At 61.4% G+C, this 25,693-nt stretch carries 27 protein-coding genes and 1 other RNA gene; 9 read left to right on the top strand and 19 right to left on the bottom strand.

Features of this window, described 5'->3' with window-relative positions; all coding sequences use genetic code 11:
• Positions 1-6: 6 nt before the first annotated feature.
• From mraY to rsmI, 9 genes are all read right to left on the bottom strand, one after another.
• Positions 7-1,089 (bottom strand): phospho-N-acetylmuramoyl-pentapeptide-transferase, encoded by a 1,083-nt coding sequence (mraY, locus tag J5X93_RS21540; RefSeq protein WP_043207506.1) that lies wholly within the window; start codon positions 1,087-1,089, stop codon positions 7-9.
• Entirely contained in the window at positions 1,089-2,456 is a 1,368-nt protein-coding gene (locus J5X93_RS21545; RefSeq protein ID WP_043207503.1) for a UDP-N-acetylmuramoyl-tripeptide--D-alanyl-D-alanine ligase, read from the bottom strand. The genes mraY and J5X93_RS21545 overlap by 1 nt, the downstream gene beginning before the upstream one ends.
• On the bottom strand, positions 2,449-3,912 hold the full coding sequence (locus tag J5X93_RS21550) for a UDP-N-acetylmuramoyl-L-alanyl-D-glutamate--2,6-diaminopimelate ligase (RefSeq protein ID WP_090344892.1): 1,464 nt from the start codon (positions 3,910-3,912) through the stop codon (positions 2,449-2,451). The genes J5X93_RS21545 and J5X93_RS21550 overlap by 8 nt, the downstream gene beginning before the upstream one ends.
• The gene (locus J5X93_RS21555) at positions 3,912-5,642 is read right to left on the bottom strand and encodes a peptidoglycan D,D-transpeptidase FtsI family protein (protein ID WP_167358096.1); all 1,731 of its coding nucleotides are present in this window, start codon (positions 5,640-5,642) and stop codon (positions 3,912-3,914) included. The genes J5X93_RS21550 and J5X93_RS21555 overlap by 1 nt, the downstream gene beginning before the upstream one ends.
• Positions 5,642-5,935 (bottom strand): cell division protein FtsL, encoded by a 294-nt coding sequence (gene ftsL / locus J5X93_RS21560; RefSeq protein ID WP_043207496.1) that lies wholly within the window; start codon positions 5,933-5,935, stop codon positions 5,642-5,644. The genes J5X93_RS21555 and ftsL overlap by 1 nt, the downstream gene beginning before the upstream one ends.
• A complete protein-coding gene (gene rsmH, locus J5X93_RS21565) occupies positions 5,932-6,879 on the bottom strand; it encodes a 16S rRNA (cytosine(1402)-N(4))-methyltransferase RsmH (RefSeq protein WP_090344890.1) in 948 nt (315 codons plus the stop codon). The genes ftsL and rsmH overlap by 4 nt, the downstream gene beginning before the upstream one ends.
• Positions 6,876-7,331 (bottom strand): division/cell wall cluster transcriptional repressor MraZ, encoded by a 456-nt coding sequence (gene mraZ / locus J5X93_RS21570; protein WP_011535546.1) that lies wholly within the window; start codon positions 7,329-7,331, stop codon positions 6,876-6,878. Before mraZ ends, rsmH begins: the two co-directional genes overlap by 4 nt.
• A gap of 311 nt (positions 7,332-7,642) precedes the next feature.
• An RNA gene (rnpB, locus tag J5X93_RS21575) (RNase P RNA component class A) lies at positions 7,643-8,002 on the bottom strand.
• A gap of 67 nt (positions 8,003-8,069) precedes the next feature.
• Positions 8,070-8,912, bottom strand: coding sequence for a 16S rRNA (cytidine(1402)-2'-O)-methyltransferase (gene rsmI / locus J5X93_RS21580; protein WP_177343707.1), 843 nt, complete (start codon positions 8,910-8,912; stop codon positions 8,070-8,072).
• A 221-nt stretch (positions 8,913-9,133) separates the two neighbouring features.
• Here rsmI and J5X93_RS21585 point away from each other — a divergent pair, with 221 nt between their 5' ends.
• From J5X93_RS21585 to J5X93_RS21605, 5 genes are all read left to right on the top strand, one after another.
• On the top strand, positions 9,134-10,951 hold the full coding sequence (locus J5X93_RS21585; RefSeq protein ID WP_043207490.1) for a penicillin-binding protein activator: 1,818 nt from the start codon (positions 9,134-9,136) through the stop codon (positions 10,949-10,951).
• Complete coding sequence (locus J5X93_RS21590; protein WP_043207488.1) at positions 10,951-11,322, top strand: YraN family protein; 372 nt, start codon at positions 10,951-10,953, stop codon at positions 11,320-11,322. Before J5X93_RS21585 ends, J5X93_RS21590 begins: the two co-directional genes overlap by 1 nt.
• Before the next feature lie 88 nt (positions 11,323-11,410).
• Positions 11,411-12,004, top strand: coding sequence for a phosphoheptose isomerase (locus tag J5X93_RS21595; RefSeq protein ID WP_102081628.1), 594 nt, complete (start codon positions 11,411-11,413; stop codon positions 12,002-12,004).
• Positions 12,001-12,579 (top strand): BON domain-containing protein, encoded by a 579-nt coding sequence (locus J5X93_RS21600; protein WP_043207483.1) that lies wholly within the window; start codon positions 12,001-12,003, stop codon positions 12,577-12,579. Before J5X93_RS21595 ends, J5X93_RS21600 begins: the two co-directional genes overlap by 4 nt.
• A gap of 118 nt (positions 12,580-12,697) precedes the next feature.
• Positions 12,698-12,916, top strand: a complete 219-nt coding sequence (locus J5X93_RS21605) for a YgdI/YgdR family lipoprotein (RefSeq protein WP_043207481.1) — start codon at positions 12,698-12,700, stop codon at positions 12,914-12,916.
• A 52-nt stretch (positions 12,917-12,968) separates the two neighbouring features.
• Here J5X93_RS21605 and J5X93_RS21610 read toward each other — a convergent pair whose 3' ends face one another.
• The 7 genes from J5X93_RS21610 to rplM form a co-directional block, all read right to left on the bottom strand.
• A complete protein-coding gene (locus tag J5X93_RS21610; protein WP_043207479.1) occupies positions 12,969-13,397 on the bottom strand; it encodes a ClpXP protease specificity-enhancing factor in 429 nt (142 codons plus the stop codon).
• 10 nt (positions 13,398-13,407) lie between these two features.
• Positions 13,408-14,031 carry a glutathione S-transferase N-terminal domain-containing protein gene (locus J5X93_RS21615; protein ID WP_043207478.1) on the bottom strand — a complete coding sequence of 208 codons (624 nt, stop codon included), beginning with the start codon at positions 14,029-14,031 and terminating at the stop codon, positions 13,408-13,410.
• A 123-nt stretch (positions 14,032-14,154) separates the two neighbouring features.
• A complete protein-coding gene (locus tag J5X93_RS21620) occupies positions 14,155-14,937 on the bottom strand; it encodes a cytochrome c1 (protein WP_070576202.1) in 783 nt (260 codons plus the stop codon).
• Positions 14,937-16,148: a cytochrome b gene (locus J5X93_RS21625; RefSeq protein WP_043207474.1), complete on the bottom strand. Its 1,212-nt coding sequence runs from the start codon at positions 16,146-16,148 to the stop codon at positions 14,937-14,939. The genes J5X93_RS21620 and J5X93_RS21625 overlap by 1 nt, the downstream gene beginning before the upstream one ends.
• On the bottom strand, positions 16,148-16,741 hold the full coding sequence (petA, locus tag J5X93_RS21630) for a ubiquinol-cytochrome c reductase iron-sulfur subunit (protein WP_043207473.1): 594 nt from the start codon (positions 16,739-16,741) through the stop codon (positions 16,148-16,150). The genes J5X93_RS21625 and petA overlap by 1 nt, the downstream gene beginning before the upstream one ends.
• Positions 16,742-17,008: 267 nt before the next feature.
• Positions 17,009-17,401, bottom strand: a complete 393-nt coding sequence (gene rpsI / locus J5X93_RS21635; protein WP_043207470.1) for a 30S ribosomal protein S9 — start codon at positions 17,399-17,401, stop codon at positions 17,009-17,011.
• A gap of 14 nt (positions 17,402-17,415) precedes the next feature.
• A complete protein-coding gene (rplM, locus tag J5X93_RS21640) occupies positions 17,416-17,844 on the bottom strand; it encodes a 50S ribosomal protein L13 (RefSeq protein ID WP_043207468.1) in 429 nt (142 codons plus the stop codon).
• Between the two features lie 256 nt (positions 17,845-18,100).
• Here rplM and J5X93_RS21645 point away from each other — a divergent pair, with 256 nt between their 5' ends.
• Both J5X93_RS21645 and J5X93_RS21650 read left to right on the top strand, forming a co-directional pair.
• Positions 18,101-19,141 carry an NADP(H)-dependent aldo-keto reductase gene (locus J5X93_RS21645; RefSeq protein ID WP_043207467.1) on the top strand — a complete coding sequence of 347 codons (1,041 nt, stop codon included), beginning with the start codon at positions 18,101-18,103 and terminating at the stop codon, positions 19,139-19,141.
• A 278-nt stretch (positions 19,142-19,419) separates the two neighbouring features.
• A complete protein-coding gene (locus J5X93_RS21650) occupies positions 19,420-20,316 on the top strand; it encodes a GlxA family transcriptional regulator (protein ID WP_167358094.1) in 897 nt (298 codons plus the stop codon).
• Positions 20,317-20,419: 103 nt separating this feature from the next.
• Here the strand turns inward: J5X93_RS21650 and zapE are convergent, their stop codons facing one another.
• From zapE to J5X93_RS21665, 3 genes are all read right to left on the bottom strand, one after another.
• Positions 20,420-21,514, bottom strand: a complete 1,095-nt coding sequence (gene zapE / locus J5X93_RS21655) for a cell division protein ZapE (protein WP_090344884.1) — start codon at positions 21,512-21,514, stop codon at positions 20,420-20,422.
• Positions 21,515-21,766: 252 nt separating this feature from the next.
• Entirely contained in the window at positions 21,767-23,113 is a 1,347-nt protein-coding gene (locus J5X93_RS21660; protein WP_090344882.1) for a tryptophan--tRNA ligase, read from the bottom strand.
• A 25-nt stretch (positions 23,114-23,138) separates the two neighbouring features.
• Positions 23,139-23,774 (bottom strand): alpha/beta hydrolase, encoded by a 636-nt coding sequence (locus J5X93_RS21665; protein WP_043207462.1) that lies wholly within the window; start codon positions 23,772-23,774, stop codon positions 23,139-23,141.
• A gap of 135 nt (positions 23,775-23,909) precedes the next feature.
• Here J5X93_RS21665 and J5X93_RS21670 point away from each other — a divergent pair, with 135 nt between their 5' ends.
• Together J5X93_RS21670 and J5X93_RS21675 are read left to right on the top strand one after the other, a co-directional pair.
• Positions 23,910-24,347 (top strand): Z-ring associated ZapG family protein, encoded by a 438-nt coding sequence (locus J5X93_RS21670; protein ID WP_043207459.1) that lies wholly within the window; start codon positions 23,910-23,912, stop codon positions 24,345-24,347.
• A 93-nt stretch (positions 24,348-24,440) separates the two neighbouring features.
• A protein-coding gene (locus tag J5X93_RS21675) for an IS3 family transposase (protein ID WP_102081846.1) occupies positions 24,441-25,660 on the top strand; the annotation gives its coding sequence in 2 pieces (ribosomal slippage) (positions 24,441-24,789 and positions 24,789-25,660; 1,221 coding nt in all).
• Positions 25,661-25,693 lie beyond the last annotated feature (33 nt).

The following is a 25,693-nucleotide window of genomic DNA, read 5'->3' on the forward strand; positions in this document are numbered from 1 at the left end:
GCTCACTTACCTCAGTTTCAGGGTGGCAAGGCCGATCAGCACCAGAATCACGGTGATGATCCAGAATCGGACGATCACCCGCGGCTCGGGCCAACCCTTGAGTTCAAAATGGTGATGGATCGGCGCCATGCGGAACACCCGCTTGCCGGTCAACTTGAAGGAGGCCACCTGGATCACCACCGACAGGGTCTCCATGACGAACACGCCGCCCATGATGAACAGGACGATTTCCTGGCGAACGATGACGGCGATGGTGCCCAGCGCAGCGCCCAGCGCCAGCGCGCCGACGTCACCCATGAAGACCTGGGCCGGGTAGGTGTTGAACCACAGGAAGCCCAGGCCGGCACCGATCAGCGCGCCGCAGAACACGATCAGCTCACCTGCCCCCGGTACGTACGGGATCAGCAGGTATTCAGCGAACTTAACGTTGCCGGACAAGTAGCAGAAGATGCCCAGGGCGCCGCCGACCATCACGGTTGGCATGATCGCCAGGCCATCGAGGCCGTCGGTCAGGTTGACCGCGTTGCTCGAGCCGACGATGACGAAATAGGTCAGCACGATGAAGAACGCGCCCAGGGGAATGGTGAGGTCCTTGAGCATCGGCACGATCAGGGTGGTCTCGACGCTGGTCGGTGCGGTGGTGTAAAGGAACACTGCCGCGCCCAGACCGAACACTGATTGCCAGAAGTACTTCCAGCGGCTCGGCAAGCCACGGGAGTTCTTCTCGATCACCTTGCGATAGTCGTCGACCCAGCCGATGGCGCCGAACAGCATGGTCACGATCAGTACGACCCAGACGTAGCGGTTGGTCAGGTCGGCCCACAACAGTGTGCTGATGCCGATGGCAGACAGGATCAGGGCACCGCCCATGGTAGGGGTGCCGGATTTGGACAGGTGCGATTGCGGGCCGTCGTTACGGACAGCCTGACCGATCTGGCGGATCTGCAGGGTGCGGATCATCCACGGCCCGAGCCACAGCGCCAGGGACAGCGCGGTCAACACACCCAGGATCCCGCGCAGGGACAGGTACTGGAAGACCGCGAAGCCCTTGTAGAACTGTTGCAGATACTCGGCCAACAGCAGCAGCATTAATGTTTCTCCCCGCTGGGACCGCACAAGGCCGCCACGACGTTTTCCATCGCAGCGCTGCGCGAACCCTTGATCAAGATAGTGGTGTCACTGGCAGTCTCGGCGCGAACGGCATCGATCAGCTCAGCCTGGGTGGTGAAATGGCGGCCATTGGCGCCGTACGCCGCGACCGCGTGGGCCATGTTGGTACCCACCGCGTACAGGGCGTCGACCTTGCCGCGGGCGTAGTCACCCACCTGACGGTGGCCTTCTTCTGCCCATTGCCCCAGTTCGCCGATATCCCCGAGCACCAGAACGGTGCGTCCGGAAAAGCCGGCGAGTATATCAATGGCAGCGCACATCGAGGTGGGATTTGCGTTGTAGCTGTCGTCGATCACACGCACGCCGTTGGCAGCGATCTGGGCAACGGTGCGGCCTTTGACTGGCTGGACTGCCTCCAACCCGGCTGCAATGCCTTCCAGGCTCACGCCCAAGGCATGGGCAGCGGCGGCGGCGGCCAGCGCGTTGCTGACGTTGTGGGTGCCCAGCAGGTTCAGTTGCACCTTCACCGAGCCTTGCGGCCCGTTCAAGGTGAAGGACGGGCAGCCACGGGCGTCGCGCCCGATGTCGCTGGCGTGGAAATCAGCCTGAGGATTGTCCAGTGCAAAGCTGAGGATGCGGTGCTGGCCGGCGCGCTTGCGCCAGACCTCGAAGGCTTTGTCGGCCAGATTAAGGACAGCCGTGCCGCCCTCGCCCAGGCCCTCGAGGATTTCGCCCTTGGCCTCGACGATCTTCTCGGGACCGCCGAATTCGCCAACGTGGGCGGTTCCGGCGTTGTTGATGATGACGACCTGAGGCTGGGTCAGACCGACGGTATAGCGGATCTCGCCGATACGCGAGGCGCCCAGCTCGATCACCGCTGCGCTGTGCTCCGGGGAAATCTCCAGCAAGGTCAGCGGTGCGCCGAGGTCGTTGTTGAGATTGCCGCGAGTGGCAAGTACCAAGCCGCGCGTGCGCAGGATGCTGGCCAGCAGCTCCTTGACCGTGGTCTTGCCGCTGGAACCGGTGATGGCCGCGACCGGCTTGTCGAAGGCAGCGCGGTTCAGGGCACCGAGCTGGCCCAGGGCGAGCCGGCTGTCGGCAACCACCAGCTGTGGCAAGTCGACGCCTTCCACTTCGCGCTCCACCAGCGCAGCCACGGCGCCCTTGGCCTTGACGTCAGCCAAATAGTCGTGACCATCGAAACGCGGCCCGGCCAGAGCGACGAACAACTGTCCGGCCCCCACGGTGCGGCTGTCGATGCTGACGCCGCTGAAGCTCGCATCGGCACCGACATGGCGTCCCGCGAGCGGCGCGACCAGCTGGCTAAGTGTCATGGGCTTAAGCATGCGGAGCCTCCCAGGCTGCAAGTGCCTTCTCGGCCTCGACCAGATCGGAGAAGTCATGGCGTTCGCCATTGATCTCCTGATAATCCTCATGCCCCTTGCCAGCGAGGACGATGACATCGTCGGCGGCAGCGGTGGCGATCAGATGGGCGATGGCATCGCCTCGGCCGGCGACGAATTCGACGTCGGCCGGCTTGGCGAACCCAGGGCGAATATCATCGAAGATCCGTTGCGGGTCTTCGGTACGCGGATTGTCGTCGGTGACCAGCACGCGGTCAGCCAGGCGCTCGGCCACTTCAGCCATCAACGGACGCTTGCCGCGATCACGATCGCCACCGCAGCCAAACAGGCACAGCAGGCGACCATGGGCGTGCGGACGCAGGGCTTCGAGGACCTTTTCCAGCGCATCGGGCGTATGGGCATAATCGACCACCACCAGCGGCTTCTCGCCACCCCCCAGGCGCTGCATGCGCCCGATAGGGCCCTGCAGCTGCGGGGTGACCTTCAGGATTTCGTCCAACGGGTAGTCCAGCGCGAGCAGGGTGGCCACCGCAGCGAGCATGTTGCTCAGGTTGAAGCGGCCCAGCAGACGACTGCGCAGCGCATGCTCGCCCTGCGGGGTCACCAGCACAGCACGTACGCCGTCGTCATCGAAGCGGGCTTGCTTGCAGAACAACGTGGCGGTCGGATCCAGCAGGCTGTAGCTGATCAGACGGGACTCGCCGTGGCTCTGGGCCAGGCGACGACCGAACTCATCGTCCAGGTTGACCACGCGGCAACGCAGGTTCGGCCAGGCGAACAGCTTGGCCTTGGCAGCCTCGTAGGCCTCCATGCTGCCGTGGTAGTCCAGGTGATCACGGGACAGGTTGGTCATCACCGCGATGTCGAATGCCAGTGCCGCGACACGGCCCTGCTCCAGGGCATGGGACGACACTTCCATGGCCACGGCCTTGGCGCCGCCATGCTTGAGGTCGTTCAAGGTCGCCTGCACAGCGATCGGGTCAGGTGTGGTCAGGCGGCCGCTGCGTAGCTCGCCATAGAAACCTGTGCCCAGCGTGCCGATCAGCCCGCAGCGCTGCCCCAGGGCATCAAGGGCCTGGGCCACCAGTTGGGTAACGCTGGTCTTGCCGTTGGTGCCGGTGACACCCACCAGATCCAGCTGACGGCTTGGTTCGCCATAGAACCGCCCGGCGATTTCCGACAGTTGGCCAATCAGGCCGCGCACCGGAATCAGCGGCGCCTCGGTGATCGGCAGAACGCTCGCTCCCTGCTCTTCATAGGCCACGGCGGCGGCGCCGCGGGCCAAGGCATCGGCGATGTGCTCGCGGCCGTCGACCTTCGCCCCTGGAACAGCCAGGAACAGGTCGCCCGGCCGTACCTGGCGGCTGTCGAGCGTCAGCTCGCGGATCAGTGGATCGCGGCTGGCATGGGCGAAAAGCTTGCTCAATGGCATTGTCATCAACCACGCCCTCCATTGGCGGGTACTGCGCTGGCCTGCTGGGTCGCGGGGGGCGGCAGGTTGTCTGGCGGAACGTTCATCAAGCGCAGGGTGCCCGACATCACCTTGCTGAATACAGGCGCCGAGACCAGGCCGCCGAAATAGCCACCTTTGCTCGGCTCATCGATGACCACCACGATGGCGTAGCGCGGATCGCTCATCGGACCGAATCCTGCGAACAGCGAACGGTAGGCGTTTTCGGTGTAGCCCTTGGAACCGACAGTGGCCTTACGCGCGGTACCGGACTTACCTCCCACGTGATAGAACGGCACCTGGGCGCGGAACACACCGCGCGGAGCTTCGATGACCTGCTGCAACATGGCCTGGACGGTTTCGGCGGTGTCGGCCGGAATCGCCTGCACGGCTTCCGGCGCCTTGTCGACCTTGAGAATCGACAGCGGCACCATCTTGCCGTCGTTGGCAATCGCCGCGTAGGCATGCACCAACTGCAAGGCCGTCACCGAAACGCCATAGCCGTAGGACAGGGTGGCGGTCTCGGCCTTGCGCCATTCGCGGTGGTTGGGCAGATTGCCGACACGCTCGCCCGGGAAGCCCAGGCCGGTGTACTGCCCCAGGCCGACTTGGGACATGACCCGATAGATCGCCTCGCCACCGATGTCGAAAGCAATTTTGCTCATGCCGACGTTACTGGAGTTGATCAGGATGCCGGTCAGGTCGAGGATCGGCCCCTCGCTCTTGGACACGTCCTTGATGGTGTAGCGGCCAATCTGCAGGCTGCCCGGATACACTTCGACCTTGTCGGTGGGTTTCCAGCGGCCGCTCTGCAGGGCCGCACTCATGGAGATCGGCTTGACGGTGGAGCCCGGCTCGAACACGTCGATGATCGCCCGGTTGCGCATGGCCGCCGGGAACATGCTGCGGCGGTTGTTCGGGTTGTAGGTCGGCTGGTTGACCATCGCCAGGACCTCGCCGGTCTTAACGTCCATGATCACCAGGCTGCCGGCCTTGGCTTCCTGCTCGGCGATGGCATTGCGCAGCTCACGGGTGGCCAGGTACTGCAGGCGCAGGTCGATGGACAACGCCAAGGTCTTGCCGGCCTTGGCGTTCTTGGTGACCTGGATGTCCTTGATCAGCCGACCACGCCGATCCTTGATCACCTGGCGTTTGCCAGGCACCCCGGCGAGCCACTCGTCATAGGCCAGCTCGACCCCTTCGCGACCATGGTCGTCCAGGTCTGTGAAGCCCACCATGTGCGCGGTGACATCGCCCGCCGGATAGAAGCGGCGGAACTCTTCCATGCCGTAGACGCCCGGCACCTTGAGGTCGAGCACCTGCTGGCCCTGCTCCGGCGTCAGCCCGCGGACCAGGTAAATGAATTCTTTGTTGGCTTGCTGGGTCAGGCGCTCGGTCAGTTGCTGAGCGTTCTGCCCAAGCGCGGCAGCCAGTTGTGGCCAGCGATCACGGGCAACCTGCATTTCCTTGGGGTTGGCCCACAGGGTGGTGACCGGCGTACTGACGGCCAACGGCTCACCGTTGCGGTCGGTAATCAGGCCACGGTGCGCGGGAATAGGAATATGACGCAGGCTGCGGGCATCGCCCTGGCCCTTGAGGAAGTCACGGTCGATCACCTGAAGGTCGATGATACGCCAGGCGATGGCGCCGACCATCAGCGCCAGCAAAGCGATCACAACCCGGAAGCGCCAGGGGTAGAGTGCGCCTTCGAGCTTCATCATGGCGCCACCATCCGCACTTCGTCAGCGGCCGGCACACGCATTTTCAGTTGCTCGCTGGCCAGGTTCTCGATACGGCTGTGGGCGGTCCAAGTGCTTTGCTCGAGAATCAACCGACCCCACTCGGCCTGGGCTTTGTCACGCTCGTTAAGCTCGCCATAGAGAGTGTTGAGTAACTGGCGGTTCCAGTGGGCGCTGTAAGACACGGCGATCGCCGACACCAGCACACCGATAAACAGCAGAAGCATCAGGAAGCTTCCGCCTGGCAAAGGTTTGGCAAACAGCCGGCTCACCGCAGTTTCTCCGCCACCCGCATCACGGCACTGCGTGCGCGCGGGTTGGCCTGAAGCTCTGCATCGGAGGCGAACTGCGCCTTGCCGATCAGGCGGATCCGGGGTTCGAAGACCTTGTGCTGCACCGGCAGGTTGCGCGGCAGGTTGTCTGCCTCGCCCTTGGCCAGCTTGCGCATGAACAGCTTGACGATGCGGTCCTCGAGCGAATGGAAGCTGATCACCGCCAGTCGGCCACCAACCTCCAGCGCCTCGATAGCAGCTTCAAGGCCGGTCTCAAGGTCGCCCAGTTCGTTGTTGACGTGAATACGCAGCCCCTGGAAGGCGCGGGTGGCGGGATTCTTGCCCTTTTCCCAGGCAGGGTTGGCGACCTTGAGCACTTCGGCAAGGTCACCCGTGCGAGTGAACGGCTGCTGCTCTCGGCGCTGCACGACGGCGCGCGCCATGCGCTTGGCGAAACGTTCCTCACCGTATTCTTTGAAGACCCGGGCGATTTCGTCTTCGGGGGCAGTGGCGATGAACTCGGCGGCGCTGATGCCCTGGTCGGGATTCATGCGCATGTCCAACGGGCCGTCGTTGAGGAAACTGAAGCCACGCTCGGGGTCATCCAATTGCGGCGAGGAGACGCCCAGGTCCAGCAGAATGCCGCTGACCTTGCCATCGAGGCCACGTCGCGCGACTTCATCGCCCATCTCGGCAAAGCTGCGCTGCACAATGACAAAGCGGCCGTCTTCGGCCGCCAGCGCTTGCCCTGTCGCAATCGCTTGTGGATCTTTGTCGAAACCCAGCAACCTTCCTTGCGGCCCGAGCTTGCTGAGAATAAGGCGACTGTGCCCACCCCGCCCGAAGGTGCCATCCAGATAGCAACCGTCGGCGCGCAGGGCCAATGCCTCGACAGCCTCGTCGAGCAGCACGGTGATGTGGTTGAAGCCGCTATCTATCGTCACAGGATCAGGTCACGCAAATCATCGGGCATGGCGCCCGGTTGTTGAATAGCTGCAAGGTCGGCTGCCGAAACCGCGTTCCAGGCATCTTCATCCCACAGCTGGAATTTGTTCAGCTGCCCCACCAGCATCGCCTTCTTGTCGAGCTTGGCGTATTCGCGCAGACGGGGCGGCACCAGGAAACGACCGCTGCCATCGAGCTCCAGGTCCACCGCATTGCCGATCAGCAAACGCTGCAGGCGGCGGTTTTCCTCACGCAACGACGGCAAGGCACGCAACTTGGCTTCGATCTGTTCCCACTCATCGAGGGGATAAACACACAAGCAGGGGTCTACTGCGTCAATGGTCACGATCAATTGACCATTGCAACGCGAATCGAGCTCGTCACGGTACCGACTCGGCATGGCGAGTCGGCCCTTTGCATCGAGGCTGACGGCGTTGGCTCCGCGGAACACGGCTGCGATTCCCCACTGAGGTTAGCTTTATTTGGTCAGAAAACCCACTTCATCCCACTTTCTCCCACTTGCGCACACTATAGGAATCCGTCCGCCACACCGTCAAGGCACGTTCATAAGGAAATCCCTTACAGGACGGCGATTTAGCGCAACAAAGGAAGGAGGAACGACTACCAGCGAAGAAATTTGGCGAGAAAAATCAAAGACACGCGGACAGATGCAGCGTGAAGTTAAAGTGATTTATTAAGAGTAAGAATTTTTCGGTATTACCAGGACATATCTGCTATCGATTCAAGCAGGGAAGGAGGAAGGTGGAGAGTCGATCTGTAAGCCGGGTTCTGTCGAGGACAGTCATTCCTCTACGACGGCCATCACTGGACGCCTTTAGCAACCTACCCGGTTCCGACGCGGGCCACGCCGTAAGGAACCCTATTTGGTCTTGCTCCGAGTGGGGTTTACCTAGCCACGAACTGTTACCAGTCGTGCGGTGCGCTCTTACCGCACCTTTTCACCCTTACCGGCACCGAAGTGCTTAGGCGGTTGTTTTCTGTGGCACTTTCCGTAGGCTCGCGCCCCCCAGGCGTTACCTGGCACTCTGCCCTATGGAGCCCGGACTTTCCTCCCCCCTCTTTTGCGGAACAAAAGAAGGCAGCGACTGTCCGATCGACTCTCCGCCGACAAGGTTAACGGCAGGCGCGCTCAAGAACAAGTGACGCACCAAAGAATATCATTTTGCCACTATTTGGCTTTCTGTTTTTCCAGGGCAAATTGATAGAGCAAGTTCTTGCGAACGCCAGTGATTTCCGCCGCCAGCGCAGCCGCGCGCTTGAGCGGCAACTCCGCCAGCAACAGGTCGAGCACCCGCTGCGCTTCGCCGCTGATGGCTTGCTCATCCTCAGGTGCGCTCCAACCACCGACCAACACCACACACTCACCGCGCTGCTGATTGCTGTCGCCCTCGACAAAGGCGCGCAACTCACCCAGCGGCAACCCCTTGAGGGTCTCGAAGGTCTTGGTCAGCTCACGCCCCAGCACTGCCGGGCGATCCGCACCGAGCACCGCTTCCATGTCCTCCAGGCATTCGAGGATGCGGTGCGGGGCTTCATAGAAAATCAGGGTCCGCGGCTCCTCCTTGACCAGCTCGAGCCGGGCCCGGCGGCCCGCCGCCTTGGCCGGCAGGAAGCCTTCGAAAATGAATCGGTCCGACGGCAGCCCCGCCGCCGACAACGCGGCGATCAATGCGCAGGCGCCGGGCACTGGCACCACCTGCACCCCTGCCGCACGCGCCTGGCGCACCAAGTGGTAGCCTGGATCGGAGATCAGCGGCGTGCCGGCATCCGATACCAAGGCCACGTCGTCTCCCGCCAGAAGCCGAGTGATGAACCGCCCGCCTTCATCTCGCTCGTTGTGTTCGTGGCAAGCTGCCAGTGGAGTGTCAATACCGAAATGCTGAAGCAGGCGCACCGAGTGACGGGTATCTTCAGCAGCGATCAGCGCCACATTCGCCAGGACCTTGAGGGCCCGGGCACTCATGTCGTCCAGATTGCCGATCGGCGTGGCGACGACATAAAGCGTGCCCATCATGGATTTCGAAGCCCCTGCAACATCAGTCACTGCGCACACCTGTCTTGTGGATCAAAGGCGCCATTGTAGCCCGAGCACCCGCAACAGCGCGCAAAGAACTTCACGGACCTGCTCCTGCAGACGACCTATAGTGAAGGATTCCACGTCAGCAACATCGCGCCCCGGCCGACGCTTGGGTACAATTGCCGGCCACCTTGATCGAGTAACAGGACTTTTACATGATCGCTTGCCTGCGGCTGTTCACAGCCCTCTGCTTCGCTGCCCTGCTGGCAGCTTGCGCCAGCTCGCCCTCATCCAGCCTGGGTGAACTGCCGCGCACCCCGGATGCCAGCATCGAGCAACTGCTCGACAAGGCAGCCACCAGCAAGTCCGCGGAAGATGCCGCGCTCCTGCGCCTTAGCGCCGCCGACCTGGCCTACAAGCAGAAGGACTACCCACGCGCCGCACGCATTCTCGAGCAGGTCCCGATGGACTCGCTCAAGCCTGCCCAACAAGTGTTCGCCAGCACCTTGGCCGCCGAGCTCGCCATGAGCCGAAACCAGCCCAAGGCGGCCCTGAGCGCCCTCTCCCATCCGAGCCTGCAACGCCTGGACGAACTGCCAAAGGACCAGCAGGCACGTACCTACAGCGTCCACGCCGCCGCCCTGGAGGCCGACGGCCAGACCCTGGCCGCCGCCCAGCAGCGTGTCCTGCTTGCCCCGCTGCTCAGCGACAAGGCCGCTGCCGCGAACGACGACGCCATCTGGGCCCTCGTCGCCTCGCTGCCGGCCGAGCAATTGCAACAGCCTGCCAGCAACGAAACCCTCGCCGGCTGGACGAGCCTGGCGCTGGCCGTCAAGCGTGCTGGCACCCTGGAGCAACAACAGGCAGCCATTGATACCTGGCGCGATCAGCACCCGGATCACCCAGCCGCCAAGCAACTGCCGCAGGCCCTGGTCAAACTGAAGGAACTGGCCAGCCAGCCGCTGACCAAGATCGCCCTGTTGCTGCCTCAGGAAGGCCCACTGGCCGGCGTTGCCCGCGCCCTGCGTGACGGCTTCATGGCCGCTCACTTCCAGGCTCAGCAGTCCGGTCAACCTGCGCCGGCCGTACAGGTCTTCGACAGCTCGCGCATGACCTCGCTCGACGAGTTCTACCGCCAGGCCCAGGCCGCCGGTGTACAGCTGGTCGTCGGCCCGCTGGAAAAACCCTTGGTGAAAAAGCTCGCGGCTTACCCGCAGCTGCCGATCACCACCCTGGCGCTGAACTACGCCGATGCCGGCCAGAAAGCACCGCCACAACTGTTCCAGTTCGGTCTTGCCGCCGAGGACGAAGCCCGCGAAGTCTCCCGCCGCGCCAGGGCCGACGGCATGGTTCGTGCCGTGGCACTGGTGCCAAGCGGTGAATGGGGTGACCGCGTGCTGGCCGCCTTCCGTCAGGACTGGGAGAGCCATGGCGGCACCCTGCTGGCCGCCGAACGCATCGCCCAGCCGGTCGCCCTCGCCCAGCAGATCGCCGAGCTCTTCCAACTGCGTCAGAGCGAAGGCCGCGCCAAGAGCTTGCAAAGCACTGTCGGCGGCACCATCGCCGCACAACCTTCGCGTCGCCAGGATATCGACTTCATCTTCCTCGCCTCTACTCCACAACAGGCGCAGCAGATCAAGCCGACCCTGAACTTCCAGTACGCCGGTGACGTTCCGGTCTACGCCACCTCGAACCTGTACAGCGCCAGCGGTGACGTGAACCAGTACAACGACATGAACGGCATTCGCTTCTGCGAAACCCCATGGCTGCTCGACTCCACCAACAGCTTGCGTCAGCAAGTGGTCCAGCAGTGGCCTCAGGCCGCCGGCAGCCTCGGGCGCCTGTACGCCATGGGTGTCGACGCCTACAGCCTGGCGCCGCGCCTGAACCAGCTCAAGGCCCTGCCTGACAACCGAGTCGAGGGCCTCTCCGGCAGCCTGACCATGAACCCCAGCCAGCGCGTCGAACGCCAACTGCCCTGGGCCGAGTTCTCTGGCGGCCAAGTCAAGCGCCTGCCGGATACCCCTCGCTGATGCCCGACGCATCGCCTGCCAGCGCAGGCCTGGCTGCGGAAAACCACGCCCTCGCATTTCTTCGAGGGCACGGTTTGCAGTTGCTGGCGCGCAACTGGCGATGCAAGGGCGGTGAGCTCGATCTGGTCATGCTCGACGCCGATACAGTAGTATTCGTCGAAGTCCGCTACCGGTTGCATGCGGCCTTCGGCGGAGCCGTCGGGAGCATCGACACACGCAAGCAGAAGCGACTGGCGCTAGCCGCCAACCTGTTCCTGCAGAAGGAGCCTCGCTGGGCCGATCAGCCCTGCCGCTTCGACGTTGTCGCCCTGCAGGGCAGCCACCACGCGGGCCAACCGCTGCAATGGCTGAAAAACGCCTTCGAATGCTGAACCCATTCCGATTTTTTAGCTCTATGTTTCGCGGGCTGGTTCCTGTCGCGCGTCGCGCTGGCCACCGCCCCTCTTAAGGTCACACCAGATGGACATGCAATCCCGAATTCGCCGGCTGTTCCAGGCCAGCATCGATACCAAGCAACAGGCGATGGACATCCTGGCACCTCACATCGAGCAGGCCAGCCTGGTCATGGTCAATGCCCTGCTCAACGAGGGCAAGATGCTCGCGTGCGGCAACGGCGGCTCGGCAGGCGATGCCCAGCATTTCTCCTCGGAGCTGCTCAATCGATTCGAGCGTGAACGCCCGAGCCTGCCAGCCATCGCCCTGACCACCGACAGCTCGACCCTCACGTCGATCGCCAACGATTACAGCTACAACGAGGTCTTCTCCAAGCAGATCCGTGCTCTGGGGCAGCCCGGGGATGTATTGCTGGCGATCTCTACCAGCGGCAATTCCGCCAACGTGATACAAGCGATCCAGGCTGCGCACGACCGTGAAATGATCGTCGTGGCACTGACCGGGCGCGACGGTGGAGGCATGGCCTCGCTGTTGCTGCCTGAAGACGTGGAGATTCGCGTGCCGTCGAACATCACCGCGCGAATCCAGGAAGTCCACCTGCTGGCGATCCATTGCCTGTGCGACCTGATCGACAGCCAACTGTTCGGGAGTGAAGAATGAACCCCAAGCGCCTCGGCCTGATGGCCCTGACCCTGTGCCTGAGCATCTCGGGTTGCAGCTCGGTACTGACCTCCACCCGCAACTCGCCCATCGAGGACGATCGCGGCACCCGCACCATCGGAAGCAAGATCGATGACTCGCTGATCGAGACCAAGGTTTCGGTCAACATCGCCAAAGCCAATGCCGACCTCGACAAGGGCTCTCACATTGTCGTCAGCAGCTACAACGGCATCGTCCTGTTGGCCGGCCAGACCCCACGTGCAGACCTCAAGAGCCTGGCCGAACAAACCGCCAGCCAGGTCCAACGCGTCAAGAAGGTCCACAACGAGCTGCAGGTCATGCAGCCATCCTCGATCCTCGCCCGCAACAACGACGCCTGGCTGACCACCAAGATCAAGGCCCAGATGCTGGGCGATGCCAATGTGCCCAGCACCCGCATCAAGGTGATCACGGAGAACGGCATCGTCTATCTGCTGGGCCTGGTGACCCAAGGGGAAGCCAACGCCGCCACCAACGTGGTACAGGGCGTGTCGGGTGTGCAGAAGATCGTCAAGTTGTTCGAGTACATCGACTGACCCACCTGGCAGCGTAACACCTGACCGCGATACCAGCCCGCTCCTGCAGTGATCCCCCTGCGGAGCGGCACCCTGCCCCAAGATTCGTTCCACCCCTCGTAATCCTCAGGAAGTACCCATGAAGAAGTCCCTGCTGTCCGTCCTCGCAATCGGCGCCTTCGCCGCCCTGGCCGGCTGCTCGACCCCAAGCCAGATCACCCTCAACGATGGCCGTGAAATCCAGACCGTCGACGCACCGAAGTTCGACAGCGATGCCGGCTTCTACGAGTTCGAGCAACTGGATGGCAAGCGCACCCGCGTCAACAAGGACCAGGTCCGCAGCATTCAAGACTTGTAAGCCAAGCCCTGAAGCCAACAAAAAAGGCGATCCATCCGGATCGCCTTTTTTATTACTTGACCACCTTGAGACTGGGTCGGCCACTGGGACGTGGCGGCTGACCACCGCCCTCCGGCGGCCCATCATCATCAGGCTCGACACCCTCGTCGTCCAGCTCATCGCTGTCCAGTGGCGGCTCCAGCTCGAAGACCATGCCCTGGCCATTCTCCCGGGCATAGATACCCAAGATCGCACCCACAGGCACGAACAACGAATGCGCCACGCCGCTGAAGCGACCTTCGAAACTGACCGCATCGTTGTCCATGTGCAGGTTACGCACGGCATTAGGGGAGATGTTCAGGACGATCTGACCATCGCTGGCGAATCCCTGGGGAACCTGGACCGCTGGAAACTCAGCATTGACCAGCATGTGGGGGGTGCAATCGTTGTCGACGATCCACTCGTACAGCGCTCGAACCAGATAGGGGCGACTGGAGTTCATCAACGGCTCCTTAAAGCTTGCGCATTTCACGTTCTGCAGCGGACAGGCTCGCCTGAAAAGGCTCGCGGGCAAACTGCCGCTCCATGTAATCCAATAGCGGCTTGGCCTGCCGCGGCAATTCGATACCCAATACCGGCAACCGCCACAATATGGGCAATAGACAACAATCGACCAGGCTTTGCTCCTCACTCATGAAGCAAGGAAATTCTCCGAACAACGCAGAGACGCCGGTCAGGCTCTCGCGCAACGCTTTACGCGCATCAACGCGCGCCGCCTCCGTGCTGCGCGCATCGAGAATCGTATCGGCCAACGCGCACCAGTCACGCTGGATACGATGCATCAGCAGCCGACTGTTGCCGCGCGCCACCGGATAGACCGGCATGAGCGGCGGATGCGGATAACGCTCCTCGAGGTACTCCATTATCACGGTCGATTCGTACAGGGCCAGATCGCGGTCGACCAGGGTCGGCACGCTGGCGTAGGGGTTTACTTCGACCAGCTTGGGCGGCAGACGCGCAGGATCGACATCGACGATCTGCACACTGATGCCCTTCTCGGCGAGAACAAGGCGTACCCGGTGAGAATAATGATCAGCGGGGTCGGAATAGCAGGCTAACCGGTTGGTTGCGCCCATGTAGCGCCTCCTCGCATGGGGATGCTTTGTGAAACTCTAAATGCAAACGCGCCCTGGAGGGCTCCACCGCATCAGCGATGGAGCGCCCCAGGGCGCGTTCAACTACCAGAAACTACTGCGTGATCAGTGCACGTCCTTCCAGTACTCGCGCTTGAGCAAATAGGCGAATACGAAGAAGAAAGCCAGGTACAGCAACACATAGGTACCGATGCGCTGGCTTTCCAGTTTGACCGGGTTGGCCGAATAGGCCAGGAAGGTCACCAGGTTCTTGACCTTCTCGTCGAACTGCTCGGGCGTCAGGGTACCGGATTTCGGCTCGATGGTCAGCTGGTCACAGGCCTCATGGGTCAACGGGCTGCCGGTCAGCGGGTCAAACTGCTTCTTGCCGTCGACCACCATCTGCACCTGCTTGCAACCGATCACCTGGTTACCTTGCAGGCCAACCAGGACGTTGGGCATACCCACGTTCGGGAACACTTTGTTGTTGACCCCATAAGGACGCGACTTGTCCTCATAGAAGCTGCGCAGATAGGTGTACAGCCAGTCGGTGCCACGCACACGAGCGACCAGGGTCAGGTCGGGCGGTGCCGCACCGAACCAGGTCTTGGCATCGCTTGGCTGCATGCCGATCTTCATGTGATCGCCGATCTTGGCACCGGTGAATACCAGTTTCTCGAGCATCAGCTCGTGCGGAATGCCCAAGTCGTCGGCCACGCGCTCATAGCGCTGGAACTTGGCGCTATGGCAGCCCATGCAATAGTTGGCGAAGGTACGCGCGCCATCCTGCATGGCGGCTTTGTCGGTCAGATCGATATCGACCTTGTCCAGCACCGGGCCGTGCTCGCTGGCGGCGAAGGACAAGGCGGGCATCATTGCCAGGAACAGTACTGCAATTAGCTTTTTCATCAGCCAGTCACCCTTTCCGGAACCGGTTTGGTCTTCTCGAGCCTTGTGTAGAACGGCATCAACAGGAAGTAGGCGAAATACAGCACGGTGCAGACCTGCGACAGCAAGGTCCGACCCGGCGTAGGCGCCAGTACGCCCAGGACACCGAGAATCACGAAGGCAATGCAGAACACCAGCAGGAACACTTTGCTCAGCCAGCCCTTGTAGCGCATCGAGCGCACTGGGCTGCGGTCAAGCCAGGGCAACACGAACAGCACGGCAATTGCGGCCCCCATGGCGATCACGCCGAACAATTTGTCAGGGACAGCACGCAAGATCGCGTAGAACGGCGTGAAGTACCAGACCGGCGCGATGTGCTCAGGGGTCTTGAAGGCGTTGGCCTGCTCGAAGTTCGGTTTTTCCAGGAAGTAACCGCCCATTTCAGGGAAGAAGAACACCACCGCACAGAACACGAACAGGAACACCACCACGCCGACAATGTCCTTGACGGTGTAGTACGGGTGGAACGGGATACCGTCGAGCGGAATGCCGTTTTCATCCTTTTTCTTCTTGATGTCGACGCCGTCCGGGTTGTTCGAACCCACTTCGTGCAGCGCGAGAATGTGCAGCACCACCAGACCCAGGATCACGATCGGCAGGGCAACCACGTGCAGAGCGAAGAAGCGGTTCAGAGTAATACCCGAAATCAGGTAGTCGCCACGGATCCACTGGGTCAGGTCACCCCCGATCACCGGAATGGCACCAAACAGCGAGATGATCACCTGGGCGCCCCAGTACGACATCTGCCCCCATGGCAGCAGGTAGCCCATGAATGCCTCGGCCATGAGCGCCAGGTAGATCAGCATGCCGAACAGCCAGACCAGCTCGCGCGGCTTCTGGTAGGAGCCATAGAGCAGGCCGCGGAACATGTGCAGGTACACAACGATGAAGAACGCCGAGGCGCCGGTCGAGTGCAGGTAGCGCAGGATCCAGCCATATTCGACGTCACGCATGATGTACTCGACCGAGGCAAATGCCTCTTCCGCCGAGGGCGTGAAGCTCATGGTCAACCACACACCGGTAACGATCTGGTTGACCAGCACCAGCAGCGCCAGGGAGCCGAAGAAGTACAAGAAGTTGAAGTTCTTGGGCGCGTAATACTTGCTCAGGTGGTCTTCCCACATCTTTGTCGCGGGGAAGCGAGCATCAATCCAGTCCATGAACTTGCTCATCATGCCTTCTCCTGATCGATGCCGATGACAATGATGTCGTCCGACTCATACGAGTGCGGAGGCACTGGCAGGTTGAGAGGTGCCGGCTGCGATTTGTAGACGCGACCAGCCAGGTCATAGTGCGAACCGTGGCAAGGGCAGAAGTAGCCCCCGACCCATTTCGGCCCCAGGTCGGCGGGCGCAACCTCAGGACGGAAGGTCGGCGAACAACCCAAGTGGGTGCACAAGCCAACAAGGACGAGGATTTCGGGCTTGATCGAGCGATTTTGCGGGTCGACATAGGTCGGCTGCACCGAAGCCTTGGATTCGGGGTCGGACAATTCCCCGGTGATTTTCTTGAGATTCCCGAGGATCTCCTCAGTCCGTCGCACGATGAACACAGGTTGCCCTCGCCACTCAGCCACCATCTGCTGACCTGGTTCGACCTTGGCGATATTGACCTTCACCGGTGCGCCGGCGGCCTTCGCCTTGGCACTGGGGAACCATGACCCCACGAACGGTACCGCAGCCCCCACTGCCCCCGCTGCGCCTACCACGGATGTGGCGGCTACGAGGAAGCGGCGCCGGCCTGCGTTGACGCCGTCATTGCTCATTCAGTCCTCTCCCATCAGCTGCTTTGGCCTGTTGGATCAGGCATCTACTTAGTTGTGTCTGTGGCACTTAAAGTTGGCCGCAATGGTAAGGAACAAGTCCACACACTGACAAGGTGATTACCCCCCAGGCGGGCTGCAACCCTCGCTTTGCTTGATCTGCGTCTATGCGGCAAGTTGTCACTGACATGCTGACAGGTTAGTTCAAGACATAAAAAAAGCCCGGCTCCATAAACGGAACCGGGCTTTTTTTCGACTGCCGAAGCGGTATTAACGCTTGGAGTACTGAGGACGCTTACGCGCTTTACGCAGACCCACTTTCTTACGCTCGACTTCACGAGCGTCGCGGGTGACGTAACCAGCACGACGCAGAGCGCCACGCAGGGATTCGTCGTAGTCCATCAGAGCGCGGGTGATACCGTGACGGATCGCACCGGCTTGACCGCTGACACCACCACCGGAAACGGTGACGTAGATGTCGAACTTCTCAACGGTCTCGGTCAGTTCCAGCGGCTGACGAACAACCATGCGAGCAGTTTCGCGACCGAAGAACACGTCCAGAGAACGGTTGTTGATGGAGATGTTACCAGTGCCCGGACGCAGGAAAACGCGAGCGGTTGCGGTCTTGCGACGGCCAGTGCCGTAATTTTGAGTCGCCGACATAATGAACTATCCCGTTAGATCTTCAGTTCTTGAGGCTGCTGAGCAGTGTGTGGGTGAGCAGCACCCGCGTACACTTTCAGCTTGCGGTACATGTCGCGACCCAGCGGGTTCTTCGGCAGCATGCCTTTGACCGCGGTCTCGATGACACGCTCAGGGGCTTTGTCGATCAGCTTCTCGAAGCTGATTTCCTTGATGCCACCTGGGAAACCGGAGTGGGAGTAGTACATCTTGTCCGAAGTTTTGGCACCAGTGACACGTACCTGCTCGGCGTTGATGACGACGATGTAGTCGCCGGTGTCAACGTGAGGGGTGTATTCTGGCTTGTGCTTGCCACGCAGACGACGAGCGATTTCGGTAGCCAGACGACCCAGGGTCTGACCAGCGGCGTCAACTACGTACCAGTCGCGCTTTACTGTTTCCGGTTTAGCAGTAAAAGTTTTCATTCTCTAAAGCCTCAGAGGCCGCCCAGCGAAAAATAGACGGCGAATCTTACTGGATAGTGCACAGCTTGCCAAGGGCAAGCGCGCAGCCGCACACGGACGCTATTGGGGGCTCGGGTCGGCGCGTCCAATGTTCGACAAGGGTTCCTCCTGCATGGTGGTGCATCACTTCCGCCACACGGAGAGGTGCCGAATTATCCAGATTGCAGAAAAAAATTCAACCTGATTTGATGGTTCGATTTGCAGGAGACGGTACCCCATGGAATATCGCCAACTCGGCCGAACCGACCTCAATGTCAGCGCCCTGTGCCTGGGCACCATGACCTGGGGCGAACAGAACGACGAAGCCCAGGCCTTTGCCCAGATCGCACTGGCCAAGGCCAGCGGGGTCAATTTCATCGACACGGCAGAGATGTACCCGGTGCCGCCACGGCCCGAAACCTACGCCGCCACCGAGCGCATCATCGGCAACTGGTTCCGCCGTCATGGCGATCGTGACGACTGGATTCTCGCGAGCAAAGTCGCAGGTCCCGGCAACGGCATCAGCCATATCCGCGACGGCCAGCTCAAGCACAACCGCCAGCATATCGTCGCTGCGCTGGAGGACAGCCTGCAGCGCCTGCACACCGATCGCATCGACCTGTACCAGCTGCATTGGCCCGAGCGCAGCACCAACTTCTTCGGCAAACTGGGCTACCAGCATCTGCCTCACGACCTGTTCACGCCACTGGAAGAAACCCTCGAAGTACTCGACGAACAGGTGCGCGCCGGCAAGATCCGCCATATCGGCCTGTCCAACGAAACGCCATGGGGCACCATGAAGTTCTTGCACCTGGCCGAGACTCGCGGCTGGCCGCGAGCCGTGTCGATCCAGAACCCCTACAACCTGCTCAATCGCAGCTTCGAGGTAGGCCTGGCGGAGGTGGCGATCCGTGAGCAGTGCGGCCTGCTGGCTTATTCGCCTCTGGCCTTCGGCATGCTCTCGGGCAAGTACGAAGGCGGCGCACGGCCGGCACAGGCACGCCTGACGTTGTTCAGCCGGTTCTCGCGCTACTCCAATCCGCAGACTGTGTCCGCCTGCAGCCGTTATGTGCAGCTGGCCCGCCAGCATGGTCTTGACCCGGCCCAGATGGCCCTGGCCTTCGTCACCCGTCAGCCGTTCGTGACCAGCAACATCATCGGGGCTACCAGCGTTGAGCAACTGCAAAGCAACCTGGACAGCCAGGCCTTGACCCTCAGCGATGAATTGCTTGCAGCCATCGAGGCCATCCACCAGGACCAGCCCAACCCGGCGCCTTGAGGGCTGCGGCAATGGCAAGCTGCAAGTGGCAAGCAAAAGCAGTCCGCGGACTGCTCTGGCTTTTTTCTTGCCGCTTGCCGCGTGCCACTTACCGCTTGAAGAAGCTTGCAGCCCAACAGAAAAAATAAGACGATCCAGCCGGTGATTGACCACTCTACCCTATAAGAACAATGACAATGATGTTTACCCAACCCTCCGCGTCGTTGCGGCGCGTCAGCATCCTGGCCATTGACAAGGTGTTCGCCTCGACACTGATGCAGGCAAAGGATTTCTTCCACCTGGCCAGCCTGCGCTACAGCAAGCAGCTGGGCCTGGGGCTGCAACCGATGTTCGAGATCTGCCTGGTGAGCCCGGACGGCAAGCCCGTGGACAGCTTCAGCAATGTGCAGGTACCGGTCGACAGCGGCCTGGTCGATGCCGACGTGATCATCCTCCCGGCGTTCTGGGAAGACTTCGATAACCTGCAACAGCGCTACCCCCAGGTCCTGCCCTGGCTACGCGAGCAGCATGCCCGCGGTGCGGTGTTGTGCGGCGAGGCCAGTGGTGTGTTCTGGCTGGCAGAGGCAGGCCTGCTCGATGGCAAGGAGGCAACTACGTACTGGCGCTTCTTCAACAGCTTCGCAGAGCGCTTCCCCAATGTCCGGCTGAACCAGGACAAGCACCTGACCGACGCCGACAACCTGTATTGCGCTGGCGGCACCACATCGGCGTGCGACCTGTACATCTATCTGATCGAGCGATTCTGCGGCCCCAACGTCGCCCGCGCCGTGGCCCGAGACATCCTCTACGAAGTCCAGCGCAGCTATACCCCGGGACGCATGGGCTTTGGCGGACAGAAGCTGCACCAGGACCTGATCATCCTGCAGATCCAGCACTGGCTGGAGGAGCACTTCGCCGACAAGTTCCGCTTCGAGGACGTAGCGCGCAACCACGGCATGAGCATCCGCAACTTCATGCGCCGTTTCCAGAGCGCCACCGGCGACAAGCCCCTGCATTACCTCCAACGTCTGCGTATCGAGACGGCCAAGGGGCTCTTGTCGAGTACGCGCAAGAGCATCAAGACCATCAGCTATGAAGTGGGTTACGACGACGCCAGCTTCTTCGCCAGGCTGTTCCGTCAGCACACCGAACTGTCCCCGAATCAGTACCGGCAGCAGTTCGTGCAGGAAGCCTGAGGGCTTTCTTGAGTGGCAAGCTTCTAGCGGCAAGCCACGAGAAAAAGAAAAAGCCAGAGCAGTTCGCGAACTGCTCTGGCTTTTTTGCAGCTTGTAGCTTCCCTCAGGGCTTGTGCGCCCGCGCCAGGAACTCGTGGGACTGCATCTCCAGCAGGCGGCTGAGCGTGCGCTGGAATTCGAAGCTCAGGCGGCCGCCAGTGTACAAATCCTTGAGTTCGACCTCGGCGGAGATGATCAATTTGACGTTGCGGTCGTAGAACTCATCCACCATGTTGATGAAGCGGCGGGCGATGTCGTCGGTGGTCACGCCCATCTGCTCGACATTGCTCAGCAACACGGCATGGAAGATCTTGCCCAGCTCGATGTAGTCGTTCTGGCTACGCGGGCCGTCGCACAGGGCGCGGAAGTCGAACCAAGCGACGTCATCGCAGGTGCGGATGGCTTGGATCTCGCGGTTCTCGATCACCAGCACGTCGTTTTCCACAGCCTGGGTGCACTCGGGCGTCAAGGCACGGAAACTCTGGCGCAGGCTTTCATGGGCGGCTTCGTCGAGCGGGAAGTGGTACAGCTCGGCCTGCTCCAGGTGACGCAGGCGGTAGTCGACCCCGCTGTCGACGTTGACCACCTCGGTGTTCTGCTTGATCAGCGCGATAGCCGGCAGGAAACGCGCGCGTTGCAGGCCGTCCTTGTACAGGCCGTCGGGGACGATGTTCGAAGTCGCCACCAAGGTGACGCCATTCTTGAACAGCTCTTCCATCAACGTGCCGAGGATCATGGCATCGGTGATGTCGGACACGAAGAACTCATCGAAGCAGATCACCTTGGCTTCCTCAGAGAAGCGCTTGGCGATGATGGTGAGCGGGTTCTTCTCCCCCTTGAGGGTTTTCATCTCTTCGTGAACACGCTTCATGAAGCGGTGGAAGTGCGTGCGCATCTTCTGCTTGAACGGCAGCGCCTCGAAGAAAGTGTCGACCAGATAGGTCTTGCCGCGTCCCACCCCCCCCCAGAAGTACAAGCCCTTGACCGGTGCCTGCTCCTTCCTGCCGAACAGCTTGCCGAACACGCCCGGCTTGTTGTTCTGCGCCGCCAACAGGTCATCGTACAGGCGCTGCAGGTGACGCACCGCAGTTTCCTGCGCCGCATCATGGAAGAAGTCGGGACGTTTCAGATCTGCTTGATATCGTTCGAGGGGCGTCATGATTCGTTAGCGAGGCAACAAAAAACGGGCCGTCACTGTAGCGACAGGCCCGCTTAATGGCAATCATACATACGGCCATCGCGCCGCAGGGCCGTAAGCTACCGGTACACAAGCCTCTATCCGGCTTGTCTGTTCCGGCCCTTTCACGGGCAAACCCGCTCCCACAGGTACAGCAGCGTTCTCATTGACACCGCAGGACTTGTGGCAACGGATTCATCCGCCGATACCGGCGAACAGCCGGGACCCTACGCCTCAGTCTTGAGGCTGCAATGCCGCGCGCAGGCTCTCGATGGCGGCGTCACGGGCCTCGCCGGTCTGGAACTGTGGCCCATCGGCCACCTGCTCACCGTTCAGCCAGAGCGAGAAGCCCAGGCCGTCGACGCGCACATCGGCCTCACCGCCCTGCTGCAACTGCTTGCTAACAGCGCCGGCGCTCTTGCCGTCAGCGAAGCTGCGCGAAAGCAGCAGCTGTTCGCCATCGGCTGCCAGCAAACGGAAGCGGAAGCTGCCATCGTCGTCGCGGAAGCTGACGAAGCGCGCGGTCTTGGCGGCTTTCTTCTTCACTTCGGTGCTGGCCTGGACACTGGTGCGGAACGAACGCAGGCCCACTGCCTCGCGCAGTTGCTCGAGGAACGGCGTGGCGCTCTTGCGGGCCTTGGCCGCACCGGCCAGGAGAATGTCTTCCAGGTCCGAGGGGCGCGAGATCAATTGGTGATAGTGTTCGCGCTTTTCGGCCAACTGGCCGTCGAGCAGTTGGAACAGGCGCTGTTTGGCCTCGCCCCAACCAATGCCCTGCAGCAGCTCTTCGCGGAACTCGGCCGCCTGCGCGGGGGTGGCGAAGGCCTGGAACAGGGTGAACAGGTGCGAGTTGTCCGCATCCTTCGGCTCGCCCGGCGCGCGGGAGTCGGTGACGATGCGCGAGATCGCGTCCTTCATGTCCTTGGCGCTGGTGAACAGCGGAATGGTGTTGTCGTAGCTCTTGGACATCTTGCGACCGTCCAGGCCCGGCAGCGTCGCCACGGTTTCCTCGATCACCGCCTCCGGCAAGGTGAAGAAGTCCTTTCCCTGGCCGAACAGGTGGTTGAAACGCTGGCCGATGTCGCGGGCCATCTCCACGTGCTGGATCTGGTCACGACCGACCGGCACCTTGTGGGCGTTGAACATCAGGATGTCCGCGGCCATCAGCACAGGGTAGCTGAACAGGCCCATGGTCACGCCGGCATCCGGGTCTTCGCCGGCTTCGACGTTCTTGTCCACCGAGGCCTTGTAAGCATGGGCGCGGTTGAGCAGGCCCTTGGCGGCGACGCAGGTCAGCAGCCAGGTGAGCTCGGGAATCTCTGGGATGTCGGACTGGCGGTAGAAGGTGACCTTGTCCGGGTCCAGGCCACCGGCCAGCCAGGTGGCGGCAATTTCCAGACGCGAGCGCTGGATGCGCAGCGGATCGTCGCATTTGATCAGGGCGTGGTAGTCGGCCAGGAAATAGAACGAATCGGCACCGGGCTGTTGGCTGGCGACGATCGCAGGGCGGATGGCGCCGGCGTAGTTGCCCAGGTGCGGGGTTCCGGTGGTGGTGATACCGGTGAGAATACGCGTAGTCATGGGTGTTCGCTTGATCAGGCTTGGCTCAGTTCGAAAGACGCGGCAGCACCAGATCCTTCAGATCGGTCAGCTTGCCATGGAAAAAGTGTCCGCATTCTGCCACTTTCAGCAGCTCATGGGGGCGCTGCAGGTTGTCGGACCAGTCGTAGACCAGCTGAGGATCGACGACTTCATCGGTGTCCGGCTGCACCACGGTCAGCGGGCAACGCTGGGCCAGCGGGAACTGCTCGCTCAAGCGCATTACCGCCGGGGCGATCATGAACAAATGCTGCAACGCCACATCGTCGGCTTCCAGGCGTCCGGCCAGGCTGGCCGCGACAAATCCGCCGAAGGAGAAGCCCATCAGCACCAGCGGCAGCTCAGGGTGCTTGGCCCGCAGCCAGGCCGCGGCCGCCTCGGCATCGGCGACCTCGCCGGCCCCCATGTCATGACTGCCCGCACTCTGACCCACGCCGCGGTAGTTGAAGCGTAAGGTGATGTAACCTGCATCACGGGCGGTGCGCTGCAGGGTCGAGACCACCTTGTTGAGCATGGTGCCACCCTGGACCGGGTTGGGATGGCAGATCAGCACCGCACCGCGGGCGCCGGCCACATCCAGGTACAAGGCTTCCAGCTGGCCGCTCGGGCCATCAATGAACAAGGGGGTTTCGCGGATAAGCAAGGCACTACTCCGTGACCTCGGTGAAGGTCGACTCGTCTAGCTGAAGAATTCTGTTCTGATTTGCGATCGCTCGCGGTATACAGCGCAGGTCTGAGCCGTTAACGTAAAGCAAAGCCGTTTATAGAGGAAGGACTCGTGGAACTCTCGCTCCTTGTTTGGTTGTTGCCGACCCTGGCCCTCGTCGTCGGCGTGGTGGTGGGCTTTGTCGTCGCCCGTCTGCTGCCCAACGCAGCGCCCAGCAGCACCCAGCGTCAGTTGGATGACATCCAGCAGCGCTTCGATAGCTACCAGAACGAAGTGGTCACCCACTTCAACAGCACAGCAGCGCTGGTCAAGAAACTGACCCAGAGCTACCAGGACGTCCAGGACCACTTGGCCGACGGCGCCAACCGTCTGGCCCTCGACGACGTCACCCGCCAGCGCCTGCTGGCCGCCCTGCACTCCGAAGCGGCCCAGGGCCCGCGTGATCGCCTGACTCCGCCGAAGGACACCGCCGAAGTGCCTCGCGACTACGCGCCCAAGGCGCCGAACTCGCCGGGCATGCTCGACGAGAGCTACGGCCTCAAACGCTGAACATGAAAAAGGCCTCGCAAGAGGCCTTTTTTTGTGGGCGTGTCCCGTCCTGAATAAGGTTTACACCTTTCCCCCGAGAATCTGGAGACCTCGATGGTGCATGGTGTGAAGCGAACACAGCGTGATTACTCGCTGACTTTTAAATTGGCTGTAGTGGATCAGGTCGAAAAAGGTGAATTGACCTGTACTCAGGCCCAGGAGCGGTACGGTATCCAGGGCAAATCTACAGTTCTGGTATGGTTGCGTAAGCATGGTCGGCAGGATTGGAGCCAAGGGGCGTCGATCCGGGCCGAGAGGAGCTTCGCGATGTCCGACCCCAAAACGCTCACTCCAGAGCAGCGGATCAAAGAGCTTGAGCAGCAGCTTGAGCTGATGAGCCAGAAGGCTCAGTTCTTTGAGACCGTCGTTGATGTCCTGAAGAATGACTACGGTGTATCGGTCGTAAAAAAGCGATCCGGCAAGTCCTCTCGCAAGGTCAAGTCGCAGGACTGAGCATTGCCAGGGCTTGTCAGTTTCTAGGCATTAGCCGGCAGGCTTATTACAAGCGCAATCGAGCTGCCGACAGTAAAGCTCATCAGGCAGATCGGGTTGTCGAGTTTGTTCAGAAAATCCGGATGCGTCAGCCGCGACTGGGAACACGGAAACTGCACTATCTGCTGCATTGCCAGCCTGATAAACGAGTCCAAGTTGGCCGAGACCGGCTGTTTGAGGTTTTGGGCGAGCGCCGCTTGCTGGTGCTGCCCAAGCGGGCGTATCACAAGACAACCCAAAGCTATCATCGCTTCTACCGTCATCCCAATCTTCTCAAAGCAGGCCCAAATCAGGTAGTTCCGTCAGGGCCAGAGCACGTCTGGGTGGCGGATATTACCTACCTGCCCTCCAGAAGCGGCCCGCTGTACCTGAGCCTGGTAACGGATGCATATTCCAGAAAGATTGTTGGCCATCATGTCCATGAAAGCCTGCATGCCGAGTCGGTTGCACAAGCCTTTAGACAGGCCCTGCGCAAGCGGCGGCGCCACCAGCCGTTAGTCCATCACTCCGACCGCGGTATTCAATACTGCTCAGCGCTATACCAGTCGCTGCATACAAGGCACGGAGTTCATTGCTCGATGACTGACGGGTACGACTGCTACCAGAACGCTCTAGCCGAGCGTATCAACGGAATCCTCAAAACAGAGCTGTTGCTGAGTAACCCAGAAGATCTGGAGCAGGCACGGAAGATGGTTGATGAGGCCGTGCAGATCTACAACACGGAGCGGCCTCACATGGCCCTGAAACACAAAACGCCCGATGCGGTGCATCGGGCGTTTTGAGGCCTACCGGCCTACCTGAACAGGTGTAAACCT

This window comes from Pseudomonas sp. BYT-1, from assembly GCF_023611805.1.
Classification (GTDB): Bacteria; Pseudomonadota; Gammaproteobacteria; order Pseudomonadales; family Pseudomonadaceae; genus Aquipseudomonas; species Aquipseudomonas guariconensis.